Here is a 19,073-nt window from a genome sequence, read left to right on the forward strand (position 1 = left end):
CCTGTCGCATGAGTCATTACACAAAATGGCGATGGCAAAAGCCGCGCCCCCAACCCCCCACCCAATAAAAACGCCAGCCACTTTCGTGACCAGCGTTGATCAGACGATTATCTTTTTTACCGACTCGCGCTTACAGGCTTTCGGTAAAAGTACGGGCGATCACGTCACGCTGTTGTTCGGGTGTCAGCGAGTTGAAGCGCACGGCATAACCTGACACACGAATGGTCAGCTGCGGATATTTTTCCGGGTTTTTAACCGCATCTTCCAATGTTTCACGGCGCAATACGTTCACGTTCAGATGCTGACCACCCTCCACACGCACTTCCGGTTTAATCTCCAGCGGTACTTCACGATATTCGAACTGCCCCAGTTCGCTGATAGCAACGATTTGATCTTCATTGAAATCTGCTTTGGCACATACGCAGCGCGCCTGAGATTTCTCTTCATCCAGCAACCAGAAAGAATTAACCAGGGCATTGTTATTTGCTTTGGTGATTTGAATACCTGTAACCATTTATTGCCTCCGTTAAGCGGCGTTTTATTGAACCGAATACAAAATCCACGATTGATAACAACTCGCCAACAGCATTAACGTCAGCGCAAAACCAATCGAATCTGTTTACCTGTATACCAGCCCTTACTTACCCACTCTTTGATATAGGTCAATTTCGATTGAGCGCCTTTTAGTGCCAAATTCATAATCAATTGTTTTACATCAATTTATATCAAACCCTGCAATGCAATTATTTTTGTAAATTTTAAAAAAAATCAGCAAATCACTATTCATCTATAGCAGAAGACGGTGAATGATTTTCACTCTGCCGCGTTTGACGGTAAGCTTAGCCATCAGGATTGATTAATCAGGCCAGACCCGGACAACCAGGTTGCCGCCACTTAGCAGATTGAACAAAGAGCCGCCCATGACCACTTCCCTGACCTGGCACGATGTGCTGGCCCAAGAGAAAGAACAGCCCTATTTCGTCAATACGTTGTCGTTCGTTCATCAGGAACGCGTAGCAGGCAAGGTGATCTATCCGCCCCAAAAAGATGTCTTCAACGCCTTTCGTTTTACTGAGTTTCACGCCGTCAAGGTAGTGATTCTGGGGCAAGACCCGTACCACGGCCCTAATCAGGCGCATGGGTTATCGTTTTCGGTGCGCCCAGGTGTACCGGCTCCGCCTTCTTTGGTCAATATCTACAAAGAGCTGGCCAACGACATTTCCGGATTTGAGATCCCCTCGCACGGTTTTTTACAAAGCTGGGCGCAGCAAGGTGTGATGCTGCTGAATACTGTATTGACGGTGGAAGCGGGCAAAGCACATTCACACGCTAATCTGGGTTGGGAAACCTTCACCGATAAGGTGATAGCAAAACTGAATGCACACCGGGAAGGGATCGTCTTTCTGCTGTGGGGGTCACATGCGCAAAAGAAAGGCAGCATTATTGATACACAGCGGCATCATGTACTAAAAGCACCGCATCCTTCACCGTTATCTGCCCATCGTGGTTTTTTAGGATGCCATCATTTTTCCAGAACTAATCAGTTGCTGGAACAACAAGGTGATTCCCCCATCGACTGGACGCCCCGTTTGCCAGAAAATTGATAACAGGATGTGCGTCATTGTCTTTGCCAGTCAGGGACAATGGCGGTAATTCTTACAGAAATGTAAAAAAATAAATGTGAAAAATAAGATCGATTTAATCGTCAAGGAAATAAAAAGGAAGACATTGCGAGGGAATATGGTGGAGCTAAGCGGGATCGAACCGCTGACCTCTTGCATGCCATGCAAGCGCTCTCCCAGCTGAGCTATAGCCCCACATATGATGATACTGTCAACAACCAAACTTGTATGGGATGAAAGTTTGGTGGAGCTAAGCGGGATCGAACCGCTGACCTCTTGCATGCCATGCAAGCGCTCTCCCAGCTGAGCTATAGCCCCGTATCGACACTGTATCGTGTGAACGGGTCGCATGATATGCAACCCCCCTACCCCTGTCAACGCCAAAATCTATTTATCCGATCAACCGCTGAAAAAGCCGTCAACGTAGCACAAGGATGGCACATACGACAAAACACGCATTATCTCAGACGCCAAAACCACAGTAAATCAAGCGCGTTTGGTATTAGCTTATGCAAAAAAAGTTTTTCTTACTTTTCAAAAAAAAACCAACAATGCGTCATCTCTTCTATATATTGCCGGAGTTTTCCAGATATGAAAGACGCCACACTCGCCCTACACCATGGTTTTACTTCCGACCCTGTTACCAAAGCCGTGGCCGTGCCAATTTATCAAAATGTCGCATTTGAATTCGACAATGCACAACACGGTGCGGATCTATTCAACCTCGCTGTACCGGGTAACATCTATACACGGATTATGAACCCCACCAACGATGTGCTGGAACAACGGCTGGCGGCACTGGAAGGCGGGATTGCAGCATTGGTGGTTTCCGCTGGGAGCGCCGCCATTACTTATGCAATTCAAACGCTGACCCGTCAGGGCGACAATATTGTGTCAACCCCGCAATTATATGGCGGCACCTATACGCTGTTTGCCCACATGTTGCCAAGTTTTGGGGTGGAAGTTCGTTTCGCTGCGGATGATTCGCCTGAAGCCATCGCAAAACTGATTGATGATAAAACCCGGCTGGTCTACTGCGAGAGTATCGGCAATCCTGCTGGCAACATTGTCGATATCGAAGCGCTGGCACAGGTTGCCCATCAACATGGGGTGCCATTGGTCGTGGATAACACCGTAGCATCGCCGGTACTATGCAAACCGATTGCATTCGGTGCAGACATCGTAGTGCACTCGATCACCAAATATGTTGGTGGCCACGGTAACTCGCTGGGCGGCGTCATTGTGGATGCCGGCACGTTTCCCTGGACCCAATACCCAGAAAAATTTCCGGGCCTGAATCTCCCCGAACCGGCTTATCATGGCGTGGTCTATACCGAGACATTCGGCCCTGCCGCTTTTATTGCCCGCGCCCGCACCGTTCCACTGCGCAATACCGGCTCGGCCCTGGCACCCATGAATGCCTTTTTATTATTGCAAGGTCTGGAAACACTCTCTCTGCGTATGGAACGTCACGTGGAAAACGCCCAAAAAGTCGCGCAATACCTGCAATCACACCCCAGCGTGGCCTGGGTCAGTTATGCCGGCTTGCCAGATCACCCGCATTACGCGCTGGCACAGAAATACATGAAAGGTACGCCATCCGCCATTCTGTCGTTTGGCCTGAAAGACGGCTACGACGCGGGCGTACGCTTCTATGATGCCCTGAAAATTTTTAAACGGCTGGTCAATATCGGCGATGCCAAATCGTTGGCCTGCCACCCGGCTTCAACTACGCATCGCCAGATGACGCCGGAAGAACAGGCTAAGGCAGGCGTCAAACCTGAAATGATTCGCCTGTCGGTCGGCATCGAAGCGATAGAAGATTTGCTGGACGATCTGAATCAGGCACTCAATGCCTGATACGCAAGGTACAGGCCGCCAGTTAAAAACCATCGCCATCGCTCAAAAAGATAGTAATGGCTGAGAGTAAAAAACCCTGGCTTGCCAGGGTTTTCATTACTCACAAACTTGCTTCAATTATTATTGCTGGGCTTCACGCTCACTGATAAACGCCAATGCCCGATCAATACGGTGCAATGTGCGAGACTGACCAATCGCATGTACCGTCACATCCACACCTGGAGACTGACCCGCACCGGTTACCGCGACTCGCAGCGGCATCCCCACTTTCCCCATCCCCTGCTGCAACTCGTCGGCAGTACCCTGAATAGCATGATGAATGTTTTCCGGCGTCCAGTCAGTGATGTCCGCCAGCTTGCTGCGCACCAATTCCAGCGGCTGACGCGCTACCGGACGCAAGTGTTTCTTCGCGGCATCGGCATCGAACTCAGCAAACTCTTCATAGAAGTAGCGGCAGGATTCGGCGATTTCCTTCAGCGTTTTACAGCGCTCCCCCAGCAACGTCACCAGTTCGCTCAACTGTGGGCCAGTGCGGGTGTCAATGCCAGCCTGCTCGATATGCCAGGACAGGTGAGTCGCCACATACTCCGGCGGCAGATGGTTAATATAGTGATGGTTCAGCCACTGTAGCTTTTCGGTATTAAAAGCACTGGCAGATTTGCTGACGGCATCCAGCGAGAACAGCTGCTTCATTTCATCAATAGAAAAGATTTCCTGATCGCCATTCGCCCACCCCAAGCGTACCAGATAGTTGAGCAGCGCTTCCGGCAAATAGCCATCATCACGATACTGCATGACGCCTACCGCGCCGTGACGTTTGGACAGTTTCTTGCCGTCATCGCCCAAAATCATGGAAACGTGTGCATATTCCGGCACCGGCGCGCCCAACGCTTTGAGGATATTGATCTGACGCGGTGTATTGTTGATATGGTCTTCACCACGGATTACGTGGGTGATCCCCATATCCCAGTCATCGATCACGACACAGAAGTTATAGGTCGGCGACCCATCGGTACGGCGAATGATCAGATCGTCCAGCTCAAGGTTGCTGAACTCAATCGGACCACGAATACGATCATCAAAGATCACTGAACCGTCTTGCGGATTACGAAAGCGAACCACATGCGGTTCATCATCGGCGTGATGTTCGTGAGAATCCCGGCAGCAGCCGTCATACCGTGGTTTATCACCGTTAGCCATCTGCTGCTCACGCAGCGCTTCCAGGCGCTCTTTGGAGCAATAACACTTATAGGCCGTGCCATTTTCCAGCATCTGATCAATAACCGCATTATAACGATCAAAACGTTTGGTCTGATAATACGGGCCTTCATCCCAATCCAGATTCAACCAGTTCATGCCATCCATAATGGCGTCAATCGCCTCTTTGGTCGAACGCTCCAGATCGGTATCTTCAATACGCAAAACGAACTCACCGCCATGATGACGGGCAAACAACCAGGAATACAGGGCGGTACGAGCACCACCAACATGAAGATAACCAGTCGGGCTGGGCGCAAAGCGGGTTTTGATTTTCATTGGGATTACGGCCTTAATTGGACAGCAACGGTCGGTTAACACCAACCAGGATTCCGAACCTGTGCCCCGCCATCAAGGATGTGCGCTGTCAGCGCGAGACACAGCCTGTTTAAATGTGGGCAATATTCTATCACTCCCCCCCGATTCCTCAACGCCATAACCGCGTCGAGGCCGGTCTCTTCTGGCTAAAATGCGTAGGGATTCAACGCTAACGCCCAGAAATACGGCACATCGACTAATTTTACAACGAACGACCATTTTCGTTTTAAAAAGCGTTGACTCATAGTCAAGTATCCCTATAATGCGACTCCACACAGCGGGGGTGATTAGCTCAGCTGGGAGAGCACCTCCCTTACAAGGAGGGGGTCGGCGGTTCGATCCCGTCATCACCCACCATTCATAGAGTGCCGCGCTGTGTAAAGTAAGAAGAATTGAGATTGGGTGATTAGCTCAGCTGGGAGAGCACCTCCCTTACAAGGAGGGGGTCGGCGGTTCGATCCCGTCATCACCCACCACTCTCATACCAGCTATCTTCTTACGATAATGAAGTACAGAAGTGGGTGATTAGCTCAGCTGGGAGAGCACCTCCCTTACAAGGAGGGGGTCGGCGGTTCGATCCCGTCATCACCCACCACTTCTGCGGGTCGTTAGCTCAGTCGGTAGAGCAGTTGACTTTTAATCAATTGGTCGCAGGTTCGAATCCTGCACGACCCACCACCGCAAAATGTATTACCTTCCCCAATTACTCACTCTGACGTTTCATAGGCACACGATGTTGTGCAGGTGAGAACCTGCGTTCAGGTTCGAGTCGAGCGAAGCGAGACAACAGCGCATCGCGCTGGCCCGAAGGGCGAGGCCACAGGCCGAGTCATCCTGCACGACCCACCACCGCTAAATAAATTACCTTTCGCTATTATTCACACTGACATTTCATAAGCGCACGATGTCGTGCAGGTGAGAATTACCCTGACCACGCCGGTCAATTCGCCTGAAATATTCTTAGTTATTTTTACTACGTTATCGCCAGATAATATTTCTACGCCTTATTTCCTTTTTCTCACGACTTTTACTGCTGCTCCCCCGATTCTTCTGCACCGCTCAGGGGGCTAACATCCCTTGCAATAATTCACATCCCTCTTAATCCGGATTCCTGTCGATTTTTAAAACCAACAGACCTATGACGCAAAATTTTTGATAAGGAGGGTCAAATGTATTGGTTTTTTATTCTGCCGCCAAAAGATGACACTAGCATCACAATAAAACCTATTCCTGAATTAAGGGTAAGACAATGATAGTAAAAACCAATAAGTTCTTTACCGGTTTAACCGACCATCCGGACGGCGGCAAACTGCTGCTACGTTTGACCGTCGGCATTCTGTTGCTATTCCACGGTGTTGCTAAAATTCAACACGGCGTAGGCTGGGTCTCTGGGATGCTGGCACAACATGGTTTACCCGGTTTTATTGCCTACGGTGCCTACATCGGCGAAGTTGTGGCTCCGATCCTGATTATCCTTGGCGTGTTCACCCGTATTTCTGCCGCAGTAGTGGCATTTAATCTGCTGGTTGCAACGCTGCTGGTCACACTGGGCAAAGTGTTCACTATTACTAACGTCGGTGCATGGGGATTGGAAGGGGAAGCGTTTTATTTCCTGTGCAGTCTGGTCATCATGCTACTGGGCAGTGGCCGCTATTCTGTGGCATCGAACGAAGACTACCGTTAATTATGAAAAAAACGCCCTGACGGGCGTTTTTTTATGCTCAAATTTCCCAGTCATGGTTATAACGCTTCGGTTTGAACTGCACGACATCACCACGGTGTAAATCGTTCAACACCGCATCATCATGCGCCACTTCCGCTTCAATCAGTTCATTATCGCCATCAACCTTCAGTACCAGCCGGGTCAGTGCCCCCAGCGGACGAATATCCTTAACCACCACCGGCTGGAAGTCGGCCTGTTTCTGTTTCGACAGCGCCACTTCGTGCGGACGGAACTGAATAGCCTGATCATGACCCGCCAGTTTCAGCCGGTTGCTGTCCCCCAGGAAATTGTAAACAAACTCGGTAGCCGGACGGTTATACACGTCATCAGGCGTGCCAATCTGTTCAATCACACCTTTGTTCATCAGCACGATACGGTCAGCCACCTCCATCGCTTCCTCCTGATCATGGGTGACAAATACCGATGTCAGGTTGATTTCTTCGTGCAGACGCGATAACCAGCGGCGCAGTTCCTTACGTACTTTGGCATCAAGCGCACCGAATGGCTCGTCAAGCAGCAGAATGCGTGGTTCTACAATCAGCGCCCGCGCCAGTGCAATACGCTGGCGCTGTCCGCCGGATAACTGTTCAGGGTAACGATCCGCCAGCCACTCCAGTTGCACCATATTGAGCAACTCGCGCACCTTTGTCTCGATATCCCGCTTAGATGGCCGTATCGCCTTCGGTTTCATGCGCAATCCGAACGCTACGTTATCGAACACGGTCATATGGCGAAACAGTGCATAATGCTGGAAAACAAAGCCGACATTACGGTCGCGCACATCATGCCCCGACACGTCTTCGCCGTGGAAAACGATGTTGCCACTATCCGGCTTTTCCAGACCGGCGATAATACGCAACAACGTGGTTTTACCGCAGCCAGACGGCCCCAGCAGCGCCACCAGTTCACCACTCTGAATCGACAAATTGATCTGGTTGAGTGCCCGGAACTGACCAAATTGCTTGTTAACGTTGTGAACTTCAATGCTCATTACCGGTCAGCTCCTGTTGTTTCTCATGTTGTTTCTCATGTTGTTTCGACAAATGCGCTTCACTCCATTGGCGCAGCAACAGCACCACCAGTGACATCACCAGCAGCAAAATCGCCACACTGAACGCCGCAACAATGTTGTATTCGTTGTAAAGAATCTCAATATGCAACGGCAAGGTGTTAGTCAGGCCGCGAATATGGCCCGATACCACCGACACAGCGCCAAACTCGCCCATGGCACGGGCAGTACACAGCACCACGCCATAAATCAACGCCCATTTCACATTCGGCAAGGTGATGTGCCAGAACATCTGCCAGCCGTTGGCCCCCAGTAATCTGGCTGCTTCTTCCTCCTGACTGCCCTGCTGTTCCATCAACGGGATCAGTTCACGCGCCACATACGGCAGGGTGACGAACATCGTCGCCAGCACGATGCCGGGTACGGCATAGACAATTTCCAGATTATGTTCAGTCAGGAATGGATACAGCTTGCTCTGCGCACCAAACAGCAACACATACATCAAACCCGTCACTACCGGCGATACGGAAAAGGGTAAATCCAGCAATGCCAGCAGCAGCGCTTTGCCCCGAAACTCAAACTTGGTTACACACCAGGCGATAGCCAGCCCGAAGATCATGTTCAATGGTACTGAAATAACTGTTGCCAGCAGCGTCAGCTTGAGCGCAGACACTGCATCCGGCTCGCTGATAGCATTCCAAAATGCGCTAATGCCGTTATGCAGCCCTTGCGTCACCACCATGACCAACGGCAGCACCAAAATCAGCACAAACACCAACCACGCCAACGTTGTCAGTACATAGAAGGTTGTCGGTCGTTTAGCAGCGAGCGGGCGCTCCGTCACAGGTGCAGAAATACTGTGCTCCATACCCATCCCTTATAACTTCGGTTGAATACGCCGTTGCAGCAGATTAATCAGCAACAACATGATAAAAGAGACCACCAGCATGAACACGCCGATACCGGTCGCGCCCTTGTAATCATACTGGTCCAGTTTGGAGACAATCAGCAGCGGCAAGATTTCCGTCTTGAATGGAATATTACCGGCAATAAATACCACCGAGCCGTACTCCCCCACACCGCGTGCGAACGCCAGTGCAAACCCGGTCAACCAGGCAGGCAAAATAGCCGGCAGCAGAACATGGCAGAAAGTCTGCCAGGGGCTGGCCCCCAGACAAGCGGAAGCCTCCTCCACTTCTTTGGGAATATCCGCCAGTACCGGCTGTAACGTACGGACCACAAACGGCAGGGTGACAAAAATCAGCGCCAGCGTGATGCCAATCCCCGTGTAGGCAATGCGAAACGGAAACAGCGAACCGATCAACCCGTGCGGCGCATACAGCGACGTCAGCGCAATCCCCGCTACAGCAGTAGGCAAGGCAAACGGCATATCGATCATCGCATCGATAATCTTCTGACCGGGAAAGGTATAACGCACCAGCACCCAGGCCAGCAGCGTTCCAATAATGCCATTGACGAATGCTGCCGTCAGTGCAGAACCAAAGGATAATTTCAGAGAAAACAGCACCTGACGACTGGTGATAAGATCCCAAAACTGGATCAACGTCAGTTGGCTGGCGTACAAAAACATGGCGGCCAGCGGGATCAGCACAAGCAATCCCAGATAGGTAAGGCTAAACCCCATAGTCAGGCCAAAACCGGGAATGACCGGTGAAATACGTCGTGACATAACAAGCCTTTCAATGAAAATACATAGCGTGCCCGCTCAGGCAACCAACATGCCAAAACCGCCCCGTCGGAGGCGGTTTTGACGATCAACAGACCGTTTATTTATTAATCTGATTAAAGATGGTGTCGAACACGCCGCCATCATCGAAGAACTTGGGCTGCGCGTTTTTCCAGCCGCCAAATTCACCATCGATAGTCACCAGCTTCACGGGAGCAAACTGGGATGTAAACTCCTCGGCGATTTTTGCATTGCGTGGACGGTAGAAATTCTGCGCGATGATACGTTGTCCTTCATCACTGTAGAGGTAGTTCAGATAGGCTTCCGCCTGTTTGCGCGTCCCTTTGCGGTCCACCACTTTATCGACCACCGCTACCGGCGGTTCTGCCAGAATGGACAAGGACGGCGTAACAATTTCCAGTTGGTCGCCCCCTTGCTCTTTCAGCGATAAATACGCCTCATTTTCCCAGGCAATCAGCACATCGCCCAGTTGACGCTGTACAAAACTGATAGTCGCACCACGCGCACCGGTATCCAGTACTGGCGCATGTTTGTAAAGCTCGGTCACGAATTTCTGCGCGCTCTCATCCGTTCCACCTGGCAGGTGTTTGGCATAGGCCCATGCCGCCAGGAAATTCCAGCGCGCACCACCGGAGGTTTTCGGGTTCGGCGTAATCACCTGCACGTCAGGTTTAATCAGATCGCCCCAGTCCTTAATGTGTTTCGGATTGCCTTTACGCACCAGAAACACAATGGTGGAAGTATAAGGTGTGCTGTTGTCCGGCAGGCGCGCCTGCCAGTTAGGGTCAATCAACGGCTGATTCAGATTGAGCGCATCAATATCACCTGCCAATGCCAACGTCACAACATCCGCTTGCAAGCCGTCAATGACAGAACGCGCTTGTTTGCCTGAGCCGCCGTGGGAATTTTTGACAGAAATCGTTTCGCCGCTGGTTTCTTTCCAGTGCTTGATAAACGCCGCATTATATTGCTGATAAAACTCGCGGGTCGGGTCATAAGACACATTCAATAATTCCGTGGCGGCAGACGCCATGCCCGAAAATAACAACGCGGCAGTAGCCAGAGACCATCGTAAACGACGCATTGACATTATTATTACTCCCCTAGCCTACCGAGTAACGGCGCAGGCTATCAAAAGAACCCCAGACGATAGCATCCAGCCATCATACGAATCGGCACAGCGGCTAAGCGACGCTACTGTTTCCGGTTTTATCTATGGGAGGGACAATAGAGGATAAGGCAGGAGGTAAAAAATATTGTTTCGAGATAATTTATACTTTCGGGTTATATTATTTTCGCTTAAGTAATGCATTTTAATCTAAGGTGAACGACAGGTTTGCCAACAGCCATCCCCCTTTTTTCGCTTATCTGCAACTTGAAGTAGGACAGGCATATAAGCATTACTGTTCTTCATCCAGTTGCAGCGCGACATACAGCAGCAGCCGATCATCAAGGTTATCCAGATCCAGCCCGGTGAGTTCGGATATGCGATTTAGCCGGTATTCCAGCGTATTGCGATGCACAAATAACGCCTTAGCGGTCACCCCCGGCTGCACATTGTTGCGAAACCAGGCGTTAAGGGTGCGGCGTAGCAATCCATTGCTGTCCATTGCTTTTAGTCTGGCCAGCGGACGCACCAGTTCGTTAGCCTGCCAGCCACCACGCAGGCTATCAAGCAGCACTGGCAGCATCAGATCCTGATAGAAATAGCTACGCTGCGACGGCATTCGCTGTTTGCCGACGCTCATGGTAGTACGGGCGGTGCGGTAAGAACGGGCAATGCTGCCAGGCCCGGTAAAATAATTGCCCAGGGCGACCCGCACCCGTAACCGGCTACTTTCTTCCATACGTGATAACAGCGTATCAACACGCCGACGGTGCTCTTCCGCATCCCAGCGCCCATGGTTATTGAGCGCCGGTTTCAGCACCACCATTTCCGTCAGCGAAACAATAGCAATCAGATTGTTGCGTTCTGGCGTCGTCAGCAACGTCTGCAATTGCTGTAACTCCGCCATCGCTGAATCCACACCCAGTTGACCGCTATCTACCTCTACCACTGCCGCCACTCGCGGCTGATTGAGATCAATACCCAGACGCTGCGCCCATTCCATCAGCGCCGGTGACAGCTCATCGGCGCGAATCAGGTTCAGCACCAACTCTTCCCGTAAGCGGCTATCCTGCGCCAGCACGTGCAACAGCCGCGCCTGTTCCAACATCATTTCCGCCGTCATGCACACCAGCTCACCGTACTGGCGCAACTGACCGGGATTACCGGTAAGACCAATCACACCGACGATTTCACCGTCAATTTTCAACGGCAGGTTGATGCCGGGCCGAACACCATGCAGATGACGCGCGACGGCATCATCAATATCCACCACCCGTCCCTGCGACAGCACCAGTAGCGCACCTTCATGCAATTCCCCAATACGCTCCCGGTCGCCACTGCCAATGATTCGCCCACGCGCATCCATCACATTGATATTACTATCAATGATTTTCATTGTGCGGGCGACGATCTCCTGTGCCAGTTTATTATTCAGGTGGTATGACGCCATATCAACCTCAAGGAATGGAGACAACCGCACCAGCATAACGCCGGAGATTACACCAGACATTGTGCAAATGAACAAAAACCGGGAAATCACGCAAAAAGTGTGGAAGAAATCACAGAACAGGCAGGGAGTGGCATGGCCGGGTGCCAAAACACCGGGCCATGCCGACAGTCAACTTATTGAATCAACAGGTAGAGATCGCTGTTGCCGCGTCGAATGTTTAACGCCAGTACCGGCGGTTTGCTGTCGATGATCTTGCGCAGCTCACCAATATTTTCTACCGGCTGCTGGTTCACACCGAGGATAACATCATCAGGTTTCAGGCCAATTTTTGCCGCCGCGGAATTGGGTTTCACCTTATCAATCTTAACGCCTTTCTGACCGTCGATTTGGGTATTACTCAACTCAGCCCCTTCAATCGCGGAGTTCAGGTTGCCGGATGCCACCTGAGATTGCGTGCTCTGTTGCAGCATCACGTCCACCGTCATCGTCTTGCCTTCACGAATCAGTCCCAACGTCAGTTTGCTGCCTACTGGCAACGAACCAATCTGCGCACGCAGCGCAGAGAAGCTGCTGATCGATTTACCGTTCATCGACACAATCACATCCCCAGCTTTGATACCGGCTTTGGCGGCGGCGGAATTGGGCTGCACCTGGCTGACGAACGCCCCACGCTGGGCATCCACCTTCATGGCCTTAGCGATATCGGAATTCAGCTCAGTACCCAAAATCCCCAATTCGCCGCGTTTGACCTCGCCGTATTCAACTATCTGGCTAACCAGGTTTTTCACAATATTGCTGGGAATAGCAAAACCGATCCCAGTGTTGGCGCCGCTCGGCGAGAGGATCGCCGTATTCAGGCCGATCAACTCACCATTAAGGTTAACCAGCGCACCGCCGGAGTTACCCCGGTTAATCGCCGCGTCGGTCTGGATAAAGTCTTCATAGTTTTCAATATTCAGGCCGCTGCGCCCTAGCGCGGAGATGATCCCGGACGTGGCGGTTTCTCCCAAGCCATAAGGATTACCAATGGCGACGGCGTAATCCCCCACGCGCAGTTGGTCGGAGTCCGCCATTTTAATCTCGGTCAGATTGCGGAAGTCCTTCAATTGAATCAGCGCCACATCGGAGCGCGGATCTTTGCCGATCACCTTAGCGTCATACTTGCGACCGTCATTGAGGCGTACCTGAATTTTATCGGCATTTTCCACCACGTGATTGTTGGTCACCACATACCCTTTGGCGGCGTTGATGATCACCCCTGCGCCCAACGCCTGGAATGCCTGTTGTGGCACGCTCCCACCACCTTCATCATCGTCGCCTTCGCCCTGACACATCGGTGATGACTGGAAAGGCGATCCTTCCTGACAGAAAGGCGAATTTTCACCGAAGAAAGGCTGCATTTGCGGCGGCACTTTGGCCCCCTGGCTGGCAGAGGTATGTCCATCCACAGAGATATTCACCACCGATGGCATCACTTTTTCCAGCATCGGTGCCAGGCTGGGTAACTGAGCACCGGATGACGATACCGATTCTGCGGCGGCAGTGCCTGGTAGCGTCCCCACAGCCATCGCCAGACTCAGCGCCAGCGCGCTCAGCATCAATGATTTTTGTTTCATAGCGATTGTCTCACATTCAGTCAACAGGTGAATTCTGACGGCTACTTTCAGCGGTCAGGCGGAATGAAATCACTATGCGCGGCAGCGCTCGTTTTGTGCAATATGGTGAAGGGTAAGGAAATATTGACCGCCTTTACAAAACATCTCCTTTTATTGCGCGTATTGCGCGCATCAATCCACCGCCATCAGCCGCCGGTATTCATCATAGGCGTATAAATCGGTCATGCCGCTGATGTAATCGAGAATCAGCCGGGCACGATAGTAATACTCCCACATCTCTTGTTCTGTGTCGGATAACGCGGCCAGGGCGCGCGTCGCCTCGCGGTAAGCATGGCAATGTTTACTGGAGAGTTTGTGGTACAACCGGGTTTCTATCAGATAACGCTTGTGGGTATCGTCAGCCACCAACTGGCAGAAATCGCGGTAAGGCATGTTCAGCAGCGGGCTATAAATCTCCAGCAGACCGCTAATGATACGATCCCCCTGTAGCTCCAGTTGCTCGACCTCATGATGATTAAACACGAACTTTCTGGCGACATCTTTAAAGATCTTTAATAATCGCCCGTAGTCGTCCTTATCTTCCTCCAGCAGCGAGTGGTTGAAACTGCCGTCATAAATCGCCGGTAGATTATCGATAAAACGCTTCGTCACGTACCACACCATGGTGTTGACGGTGTTCACCCGTAGTTTCATGAAAAACTGATCGCTTTCGCTGCGCCCCGGCAAATGCTTTCGCTCTTCATAGGCCAGATCGACAGTGCGGTTGAACACATCTTTTTCCGCTCGTTCTCCCCAGGCCTCCTCCAGTCGTTCATACAGCTGCTGATAAGTGATGATTTTCTTTTCTACCGCATCCTCCAGGTCGGCAATGCAGTAAGAAATATCATCTGCCGCCTCCATGATGTAAGTCAGCGGATGACGGTGAAACTCCGCCATGTTCAGTTCACTGCGCAGTTGCTTAACAAACGGCTCTTCCGACAGGTAAAAACCGGCTTTTTTCATCAGATAGCTGTAATCAGGCGGCGTTGGCTGCGCCCAATAGGCGGGTTTGGTGTACTTCAGTATGCAGCCGATCTGCGCATAGGTCAGATTGAGTTTTAACAACGAATGCACCAGCCGAATTGCCTGGGCATTGCCTTCAAAGTGACTGAGATCATGACGGATACGGTCACGCAACGCGTTCAGTTCGGCACTGTCTTTCTCGTTGAGTCTCAGGCACGGCACCTGACAGGGGTCAGGCTGTGAATCTCGCGGTCTTTCTCCCGGTGACAAGCGCTGACTGAACCAGTTATTGATCGCCGCTTCGCCGAAATGCCCGAACGGCGGATTGCCGATGTCATGCATCAGACAGGCCATTTCCACCAGACTCTCAAACGGCGTTTCCAGCAGTTCCAACCCCAGTGCATCCAGTTGCCCATTTTTACGCAGTTGTCGGAAAATCTCTTTGGCGATATAGCGCCCAACCTGCTGCACCTCCATAGAGTGCGTCAGGCGGGAACGCACGGCGGCGTTACGTTCCAGCGGGAAAACCTGGGTTTTTTGTTGCAGTCGGCGAATAGCGGCGGAATTGATGATCCGCCCCCGATCACTCTCAAACTCCTGCACGATGCCGTACTCATCCTTTTTATCTTTTTTCCTGCCAAAACGTCGCTGGAAACTGAGTTTGGTTGAAAAATCGATAGCAGACATACTGTTCTCCATGTAATGCCCTGTTCAGAGGGGCTGCAGGCGAATAACGAGTGGCCGACGGGCTGTTGCGCGGATGGCACACGACATGACCAATGTCATAGCACGTCCCCGACGGGGGGACAATCGCTGCACGTCTTAAGCCATGATAGACTAAACTTTTGTGACTTTTGACAAATCGGTGGGGAATCCTATGAAAGTTGGCATTATTGGCGCAATGGAACAAGAAGTGACGCTGTTAAGAGAGCAGATCCAAAACCGCCAGACCATCCAGCGCGCAGGCTGCGAAATTTACAGCGGCCAGTTGTACGGCGTAGAAATCGCACTGCTGAAATCCGGCATCGGCAAAGTATCAGCGGCGTTGGGCACCACGCTGCTGCTGGAGCACTGCCAGCCAGATGTAGTTATCAACACGGGTTCTGCCGGCGGTCTCGCACCATCACTCAAGGTAGGCGATATCGTGGTGTCCGACGAAGTGCGTTACCACGATGCCGATGTCACCGCATTCGGCTACGAGCCAGGCCAGATGGCCGGCTGTCCGGCTGCCTTTACTGCCGATGAAAAACTGATCGCACTGGCACAAGATGCCATCAACCAGTTGCAGTTAAACGCGGTTCGCGGGCTGGTGGTGAGCGGTGATGCCTTTATCAACGGTAAAGCGCCGCTGGCGCGTATCCGCCAGACCTTCCCACAGGCTATCGCCGTAGAAATGGAAGCGACCGCCATCGGTCACGTTTGCCATCAGTTTGGTGTACCGTTTGTGGTGGTGCGTGCTATTTCCGACGTGGCGGATCAAGAGTCTCACCTCAGTTTCGACGAGTTTCTGGTTACTGCCGCCAAACAGTCCACCCGTATGGTGGAAACGATGCTGCAATCACTGGCGAAACATCGCTAAATCGGACCTGACCGGGGTGATCAGCCCCGGTTTTTTGCCATCGAGGCGCCCCCTTGCAATCCTTTTATTTTCGTATTCTGTGGCTACTGGCACTGTTATGGCTCACACCCTGTCGGGCAGAGCCGGTCGCACAGCGCGTCGTCAGTCTGGCACCGCACGCTACCGAAATGGCCTTTGCTGCCGGGCTGGGTCAACAGTTGGTCGGCGTCAGCGCCTGGTCCAATTATCCTCCAGAGGCGCAACACATCGAGCAAGTCGCTAACTGGCAGGGCATCAATCTGGAACGTATTCTGGCATTGAAGCCGGATCTGGTGCTGGCATGGCGCGAAGGCAACGCACAGCGACCACTGGAGCAGTTGGCGTCATTCGGCATCCACATTCTGTACCTCGACCCCGCTACGCTCGACGATATTCCGCGCCAGTTGGAAACGCTGGCGCAGTACAGCCCGCATCCGGAACAGGCGCGAGCAGCGGCACAGCAATTCCGCCAGCAACAACAGGTGCTGACGCAGCAGTACAGCCATAGTACGCCGGTACGGGTATTCCTGCAGTTCGGCAGCCAACCGCTGTTTACCTCATCGCAGGCTACGCTACAAAGCCAGGTAATCAGCCTGTGCGGCGGCAGTAATATCTTTGCTGACAGCCCGGCGCCCTGGCCGCAAGTCAGCCGCGAGCAGGTTATTCGACGTCAACCACAGGTCATCGTCATCAGCGGACAACCCAGCGCGGTGGAGCACATCAAGACCTTCTGGCAGCCGCAACTGACCTCAGAGGTGATAGCGGTCAACGAAGACTGGTTTAGCCGCACCGGCCCACGACTGATGCTCGCCGCAGAACAGCTGTGCCAGCAACTTGACGCGTGGCGGCGCGAACACGCCATCGGGAACGGATAAAAAAACCCGTGCGCCAGTCAGGCCACGGGTTTTTCTTGTATACAGCGTATCTTTTATATACGACGTATCATCAGATACTGAACGAGGAACCACAACCACAGGTGGTTTTCGCATTCGGGTTGGTCACCACAAAGCGGGAACCTTCCAGCCCTTCGGTATAATCCACCGAACCGCCGATCAGGTATTGCAGACTCATCGGATCGACCACCAGGGATACTCCTTGCTTTTCAATGGTCATATCACCATCGTTAATCTTATCGTCAAAGGTAAACCCGTACTGGAAGCCGCTGCACCCGCCGCCAGTAATGTAAACCCGAAGTTTCAGCTCCGGATTCTCTTCATCGGCAATCAGGAGTTTCACCTTGTTAGCTGCCGCATCCGTAAATTGCAGGGGCAATGCTACATCATCGCTCATTTTTTTACTCCCAATCCAATACCAGACAGTATTTAACCGCCTTCATTATTTTTTTATTATCCTCCAGCCCCCGGCAACGTTCAAGATTTGATGCCGACGCCCGACGCAACGGTTGACGCTTCCTGCTGTGCCTGACGCTCCAGCGTTCGCGCCAGAATACAGGAGTAAAGCGGCTTGCCGCCAAGGAACTGCGCTACCAGCGTAGCACCGAGACAGGTAATGATCATCGGCAAAATCAGTTGATAGTTATCGGTCATCTCCAGCACCAGCACGATGCCAGTCAGCGGAGCACGAACCGACGAGGCGAACAGTGCTCCCATCCCCGCTACGGCAAACGTCCCGGCCCCAAGTCCCCATTCAGGGAACAAATTCGCACATACCATGCCAAACGCCGCACCCAGCAAGGTGCCCAGCGACAGCATCGGCGCAAAAATGCCCCCCGGCGCGCCGGAACTAAAGCAGAGCAACGTCATACCGACCCGCGCCAGAAAAATGACCAGCAGCATTCCCACGCTATAGTGTTCCGCCGCCGCTATCGGGACAAGCGTAAAACCGCCGCCCGTTGCATCGCTGAATGCCAGCGTCATCAGGCCGGACACACCGCCGGCCACCAACCCGGTGAGCAAAAAGCGTGGCATCGACTGAGCGTGAAAACGTAAAAAGCGCGCCTGCGCACCCAGCACCAACGCATTGAAGATTACCCCCACAGCACCAAACAGGATGCCGAGCAACAAATACAACCACAGTGTTCCCACCGGCGCAGACGGCAATTGGCCAATATCAATCACCGCACTTTCGCCTTCCAGCACCCGGTAGACGATGCTGGACATAATCACGCCGATAAACACCGCTTTGATGGAAATCAGGTTGTAACGAAACTGTGGGCGCATCTCTTCAATGATGAACAGAATCCCGGCCAGCGGCGCGTTAAACGCCGCCGACAACCCGGCAGCGGCACCCGTCGCCAGCAATGAATGCCGCACGTCCGATTTGCGCGCCGGGAGCAACGCCGCCACCATAGCGCCGATATTTCCGCCCAGTTGTACCGTTGGCCCTTCCCGCCCCAGCACCATGCCAGCCCCCAGCGTTCCAATACCGCCAACGAACTTCACCGGCAACACCCGCCACCAGCGCACCGGGCGTAAATCCTCTAATGCACCTTCGATTTCAGGAATGCCGGAACCGCCCGCTTCTGGCGCAAAGCGCCGCACCAGCCCGTACCCAGTCGCCGCCAGCAGAGCGGATATCATTATGCTCAACGGCCATACCCAGCCGCTACCAGACAGAGACGACAGCGAAGACAACCGCCAATGCTGCACCGCATTGACCGACTGATTGAACCCCACACCGATCAAACCAACCAACGTGCCGGTCAGCGCGGCCATCACTAATATGTATACAGGTGTTTTGTCACGGCGGACCAGCTGGCGGATAGCGGCGCGGCGTACCGCAGCAGGCAGAGAAAAGGAAGAAGACATGATGGCAATATCAGGATTAGCAGGACAGACAAGGC

At 52.5% G+C, this 19,073-nt stretch carries 16 protein-coding genes, 6 tRNA genes and 1 other RNA gene; 10 read left to right on the forward strand and 13 right to left on the reverse strand.

The window, feature by feature from the left end:
- Window positions 1-130: 130 nt before the first annotated feature.
- Window positions 131-514, reverse strand: coding sequence for an autonomous glycyl radical cofactor GrcA (grcA, locus tag Dpoa2040_RS08115; protein ID WP_042872188.1), 384 nt, complete (start codon window positions 512-514; stop codon window positions 131-133).
- A gap of 406 nt (window positions 515-920) precedes the next feature.
- On the opposite strand from grcA, the gene ung reads away from it, so the two are divergent.
- A complete protein-coding gene (gene ung, locus Dpoa2040_RS08120) occupies window positions 921-1,604 on the forward strand; it encodes a uracil-DNA glycosylase (RefSeq protein WP_042872190.1) in 684 nt (227 codons plus the stop codon).
- A 137-nt stretch (window positions 1,605-1,741) separates the two neighbouring features.
- Here ung and Dpoa2040_RS08125 read toward each other — a convergent pair.
- Together Dpoa2040_RS08125 and Dpoa2040_RS08130 are read right to left on the reverse strand one after the other, a co-directional pair.
- A tRNA-Ala gene (locus tag Dpoa2040_RS08125) sits at window positions 1,742-1,817 on the reverse strand.
- Between the two features lie 47 nt (window positions 1,818-1,864).
- Window positions 1,865-1,940: transfer RNA gene (locus tag Dpoa2040_RS08130), tRNA-Ala, on the reverse strand.
- Between the two features lie 273 nt (window positions 1,941-2,213).
- On the opposite strand from Dpoa2040_RS08130, the gene Dpoa2040_RS08135 reads away from it, so the two are divergent.
- A complete protein-coding gene (locus Dpoa2040_RS08135) occupies window positions 2,214-3,482 on the forward strand; it encodes an O-acetylhomoserine aminocarboxypropyltransferase/cysteine synthase family protein (protein ID WP_042872192.1) in 1,269 nt (422 codons plus the stop codon).
- Between the two features lie 120 nt (window positions 3,483-3,602).
- Here the strand turns inward: Dpoa2040_RS08135 and gltX are convergent, their stop codons facing one another.
- A complete protein-coding gene (gltX, locus tag Dpoa2040_RS08140) occupies window positions 3,603-5,018 on the reverse strand; it encodes a glutamate--tRNA ligase (RefSeq protein ID WP_042872194.1) in 1,416 nt (471 codons plus the stop codon).
- 320 nt (window positions 5,019-5,338) lie between these two features.
- On the opposite strand from gltX, the gene Dpoa2040_RS08145 reads away from it, so the two are divergent.
- The 6 genes from Dpoa2040_RS08145 (at window position 5,339) to Dpoa2040_RS08170 (ending at window position 6,741) form a co-directional block, all read left to right on the forward strand.
- Window positions 5,339-5,414, forward strand: a tRNA-Val gene (locus Dpoa2040_RS08145).
- 43 nt (window positions 5,415-5,457) lie between these two features.
- A tRNA-Val gene (locus Dpoa2040_RS08150) sits at window positions 5,458-5,533 on the forward strand.
- A gap of 43 nt (window positions 5,534-5,576) precedes the next feature.
- A tRNA-Val gene (locus Dpoa2040_RS08155) sits at window positions 5,577-5,652 on the forward strand.
- Between the two features lie 7 nt (window positions 5,653-5,659).
- Window positions 5,660-5,735: transfer RNA gene (locus Dpoa2040_RS08160), tRNA-Lys, on the forward strand.
- A gap of 46 nt (window positions 5,736-5,781) precedes the next feature.
- Window positions 5,782-5,906: non-coding RNA, RtT sRNA (locus Dpoa2040_RS08165), on the forward strand.
- Between the two features lie 400 nt (window positions 5,907-6,306).
- Window positions 6,307-6,741, forward strand: coding sequence for a DoxX family protein (locus Dpoa2040_RS08170; protein ID WP_042872196.1), 435 nt, complete (start codon window positions 6,307-6,309; stop codon window positions 6,739-6,741).
- Window positions 6,742-6,778: 37 nt separating this feature from the next.
- Here Dpoa2040_RS08170 and Dpoa2040_RS08175 read toward each other — a convergent pair whose 3' ends face one another.
- The 7 genes from Dpoa2040_RS08175 to dgt all read right to left on the reverse strand — a co-directional run bounded on the left by Dpoa2040_RS08175 (window position 6,779) and on the right by dgt (window position 15,360).
- Entirely contained in the window at window positions 6,779-7,771 is a 993-nt protein-coding gene (locus Dpoa2040_RS08175; RefSeq protein ID WP_168640938.1) for a sulfate/molybdate ABC transporter ATP-binding protein, read from the reverse strand.
- Window positions 7,761-8,657: a sulfate ABC transporter permease subunit CysW gene (cysW, locus tag Dpoa2040_RS08180; RefSeq protein WP_168640939.1), complete on the reverse strand. Its 897-nt coding sequence runs from the start codon at window positions 8,655-8,657 to the stop codon at window positions 7,761-7,763. The genes Dpoa2040_RS08175 and cysW overlap by 11 nt, the downstream gene beginning before the upstream one ends.
- Before the next feature lie 9 nt (window positions 8,658-8,666).
- The gene (gene cysT, locus Dpoa2040_RS08185; RefSeq protein ID WP_168640940.1) at window positions 8,667-9,479 is read right to left on the reverse strand and encodes a sulfate ABC transporter permease subunit CysT; all 813 of its coding nucleotides are present in this window, start codon (window positions 9,477-9,479) and stop codon (window positions 8,667-8,669) included.
- A 97-nt stretch (window positions 9,480-9,576) separates the two neighbouring features.
- Window positions 9,577-10,581 (reverse strand): sulfate ABC transporter substrate-binding protein, encoded by a 1,005-nt coding sequence (locus tag Dpoa2040_RS08190; protein ID WP_371810598.1) that lies wholly within the window; start codon window positions 10,579-10,581, stop codon window positions 9,577-9,579.
- A 316-nt stretch (window positions 10,582-10,897) separates the two neighbouring features.
- A complete protein-coding gene (locus Dpoa2040_RS08195; protein ID WP_168640941.1) occupies window positions 10,898-12,055 on the reverse strand; it encodes a CdaR family transcriptional regulator in 1,158 nt (385 codons plus the stop codon).
- A 173-nt stretch (window positions 12,056-12,228) separates the two neighbouring features.
- The gene (degP, locus tag Dpoa2040_RS08200; protein ID WP_168640942.1) at window positions 12,229-13,671 is read right to left on the reverse strand and encodes a serine endoprotease DegP; all 1,443 of its coding nucleotides are present in this window, start codon (window positions 13,669-13,671) and stop codon (window positions 12,229-12,231) included.
- 171 nt (window positions 13,672-13,842) lie between these two features.
- Complete coding sequence (gene dgt, locus Dpoa2040_RS08205; RefSeq protein WP_168640943.1) at window positions 13,843-15,360, reverse strand: dGTPase; 1,518 nt, start codon at window positions 15,358-15,360, stop codon at window positions 13,843-13,845.
- A 190-nt stretch (window positions 15,361-15,550) separates the two neighbouring features.
- On the opposite strand from dgt, the gene mtnN reads away from it, so the two are divergent.
- Window positions 15,551-16,252: a 5'-methylthioadenosine/S-adenosylhomocysteine nucleosidase gene (gene mtnN, locus Dpoa2040_RS08210; protein WP_168640944.1), complete on the forward strand. Its 702-nt coding sequence runs from the start codon at window positions 15,551-15,553 to the stop codon at window positions 16,250-16,252.
- Between the two features lie 53 nt (window positions 16,253-16,305).
- Window positions 16,306-17,145: a vitamin B12 ABC transporter substrate-binding protein BtuF gene (gene btuF / locus Dpoa2040_RS08215; protein ID WP_168640945.1), complete on the forward strand. Its 840-nt coding sequence runs from the start codon at window positions 16,306-16,308 to the stop codon at window positions 17,143-17,145.
- 70 nt (window positions 17,146-17,215) lie between these two features.
- On the opposite strand, the gene erpA is transcribed toward btuF, so the two are convergent.
- Together erpA and clcA are read right to left on the reverse strand one after the other, a co-directional pair.
- Window positions 17,216-17,560, reverse strand: coding sequence for an iron-sulfur cluster insertion protein ErpA (gene erpA / locus Dpoa2040_RS08220; RefSeq protein ID WP_042872207.1), 345 nt, complete (start codon window positions 17,558-17,560; stop codon window positions 17,216-17,218).
- 80 nt (window positions 17,561-17,640) lie between these two features.
- Complete coding sequence (gene clcA, locus Dpoa2040_RS08225; protein WP_168640946.1) at window positions 17,641-19,038, reverse strand: H(+)/Cl(-) exchange transporter ClcA; 1,398 nt, start codon at window positions 19,036-19,038, stop codon at window positions 17,641-17,643.
- Between the last annotated feature and the right edge of the window lie 35 nt (window positions 19,039-19,073).

The organism is Dickeya sp. CFBP 2040 (assembly GCF_012273755.1).
Lineage (GTDB): Bacteria > Pseudomonadota > Gammaproteobacteria > Enterobacterales > Enterobacteriaceae > Dickeya > Dickeya poaceiphila.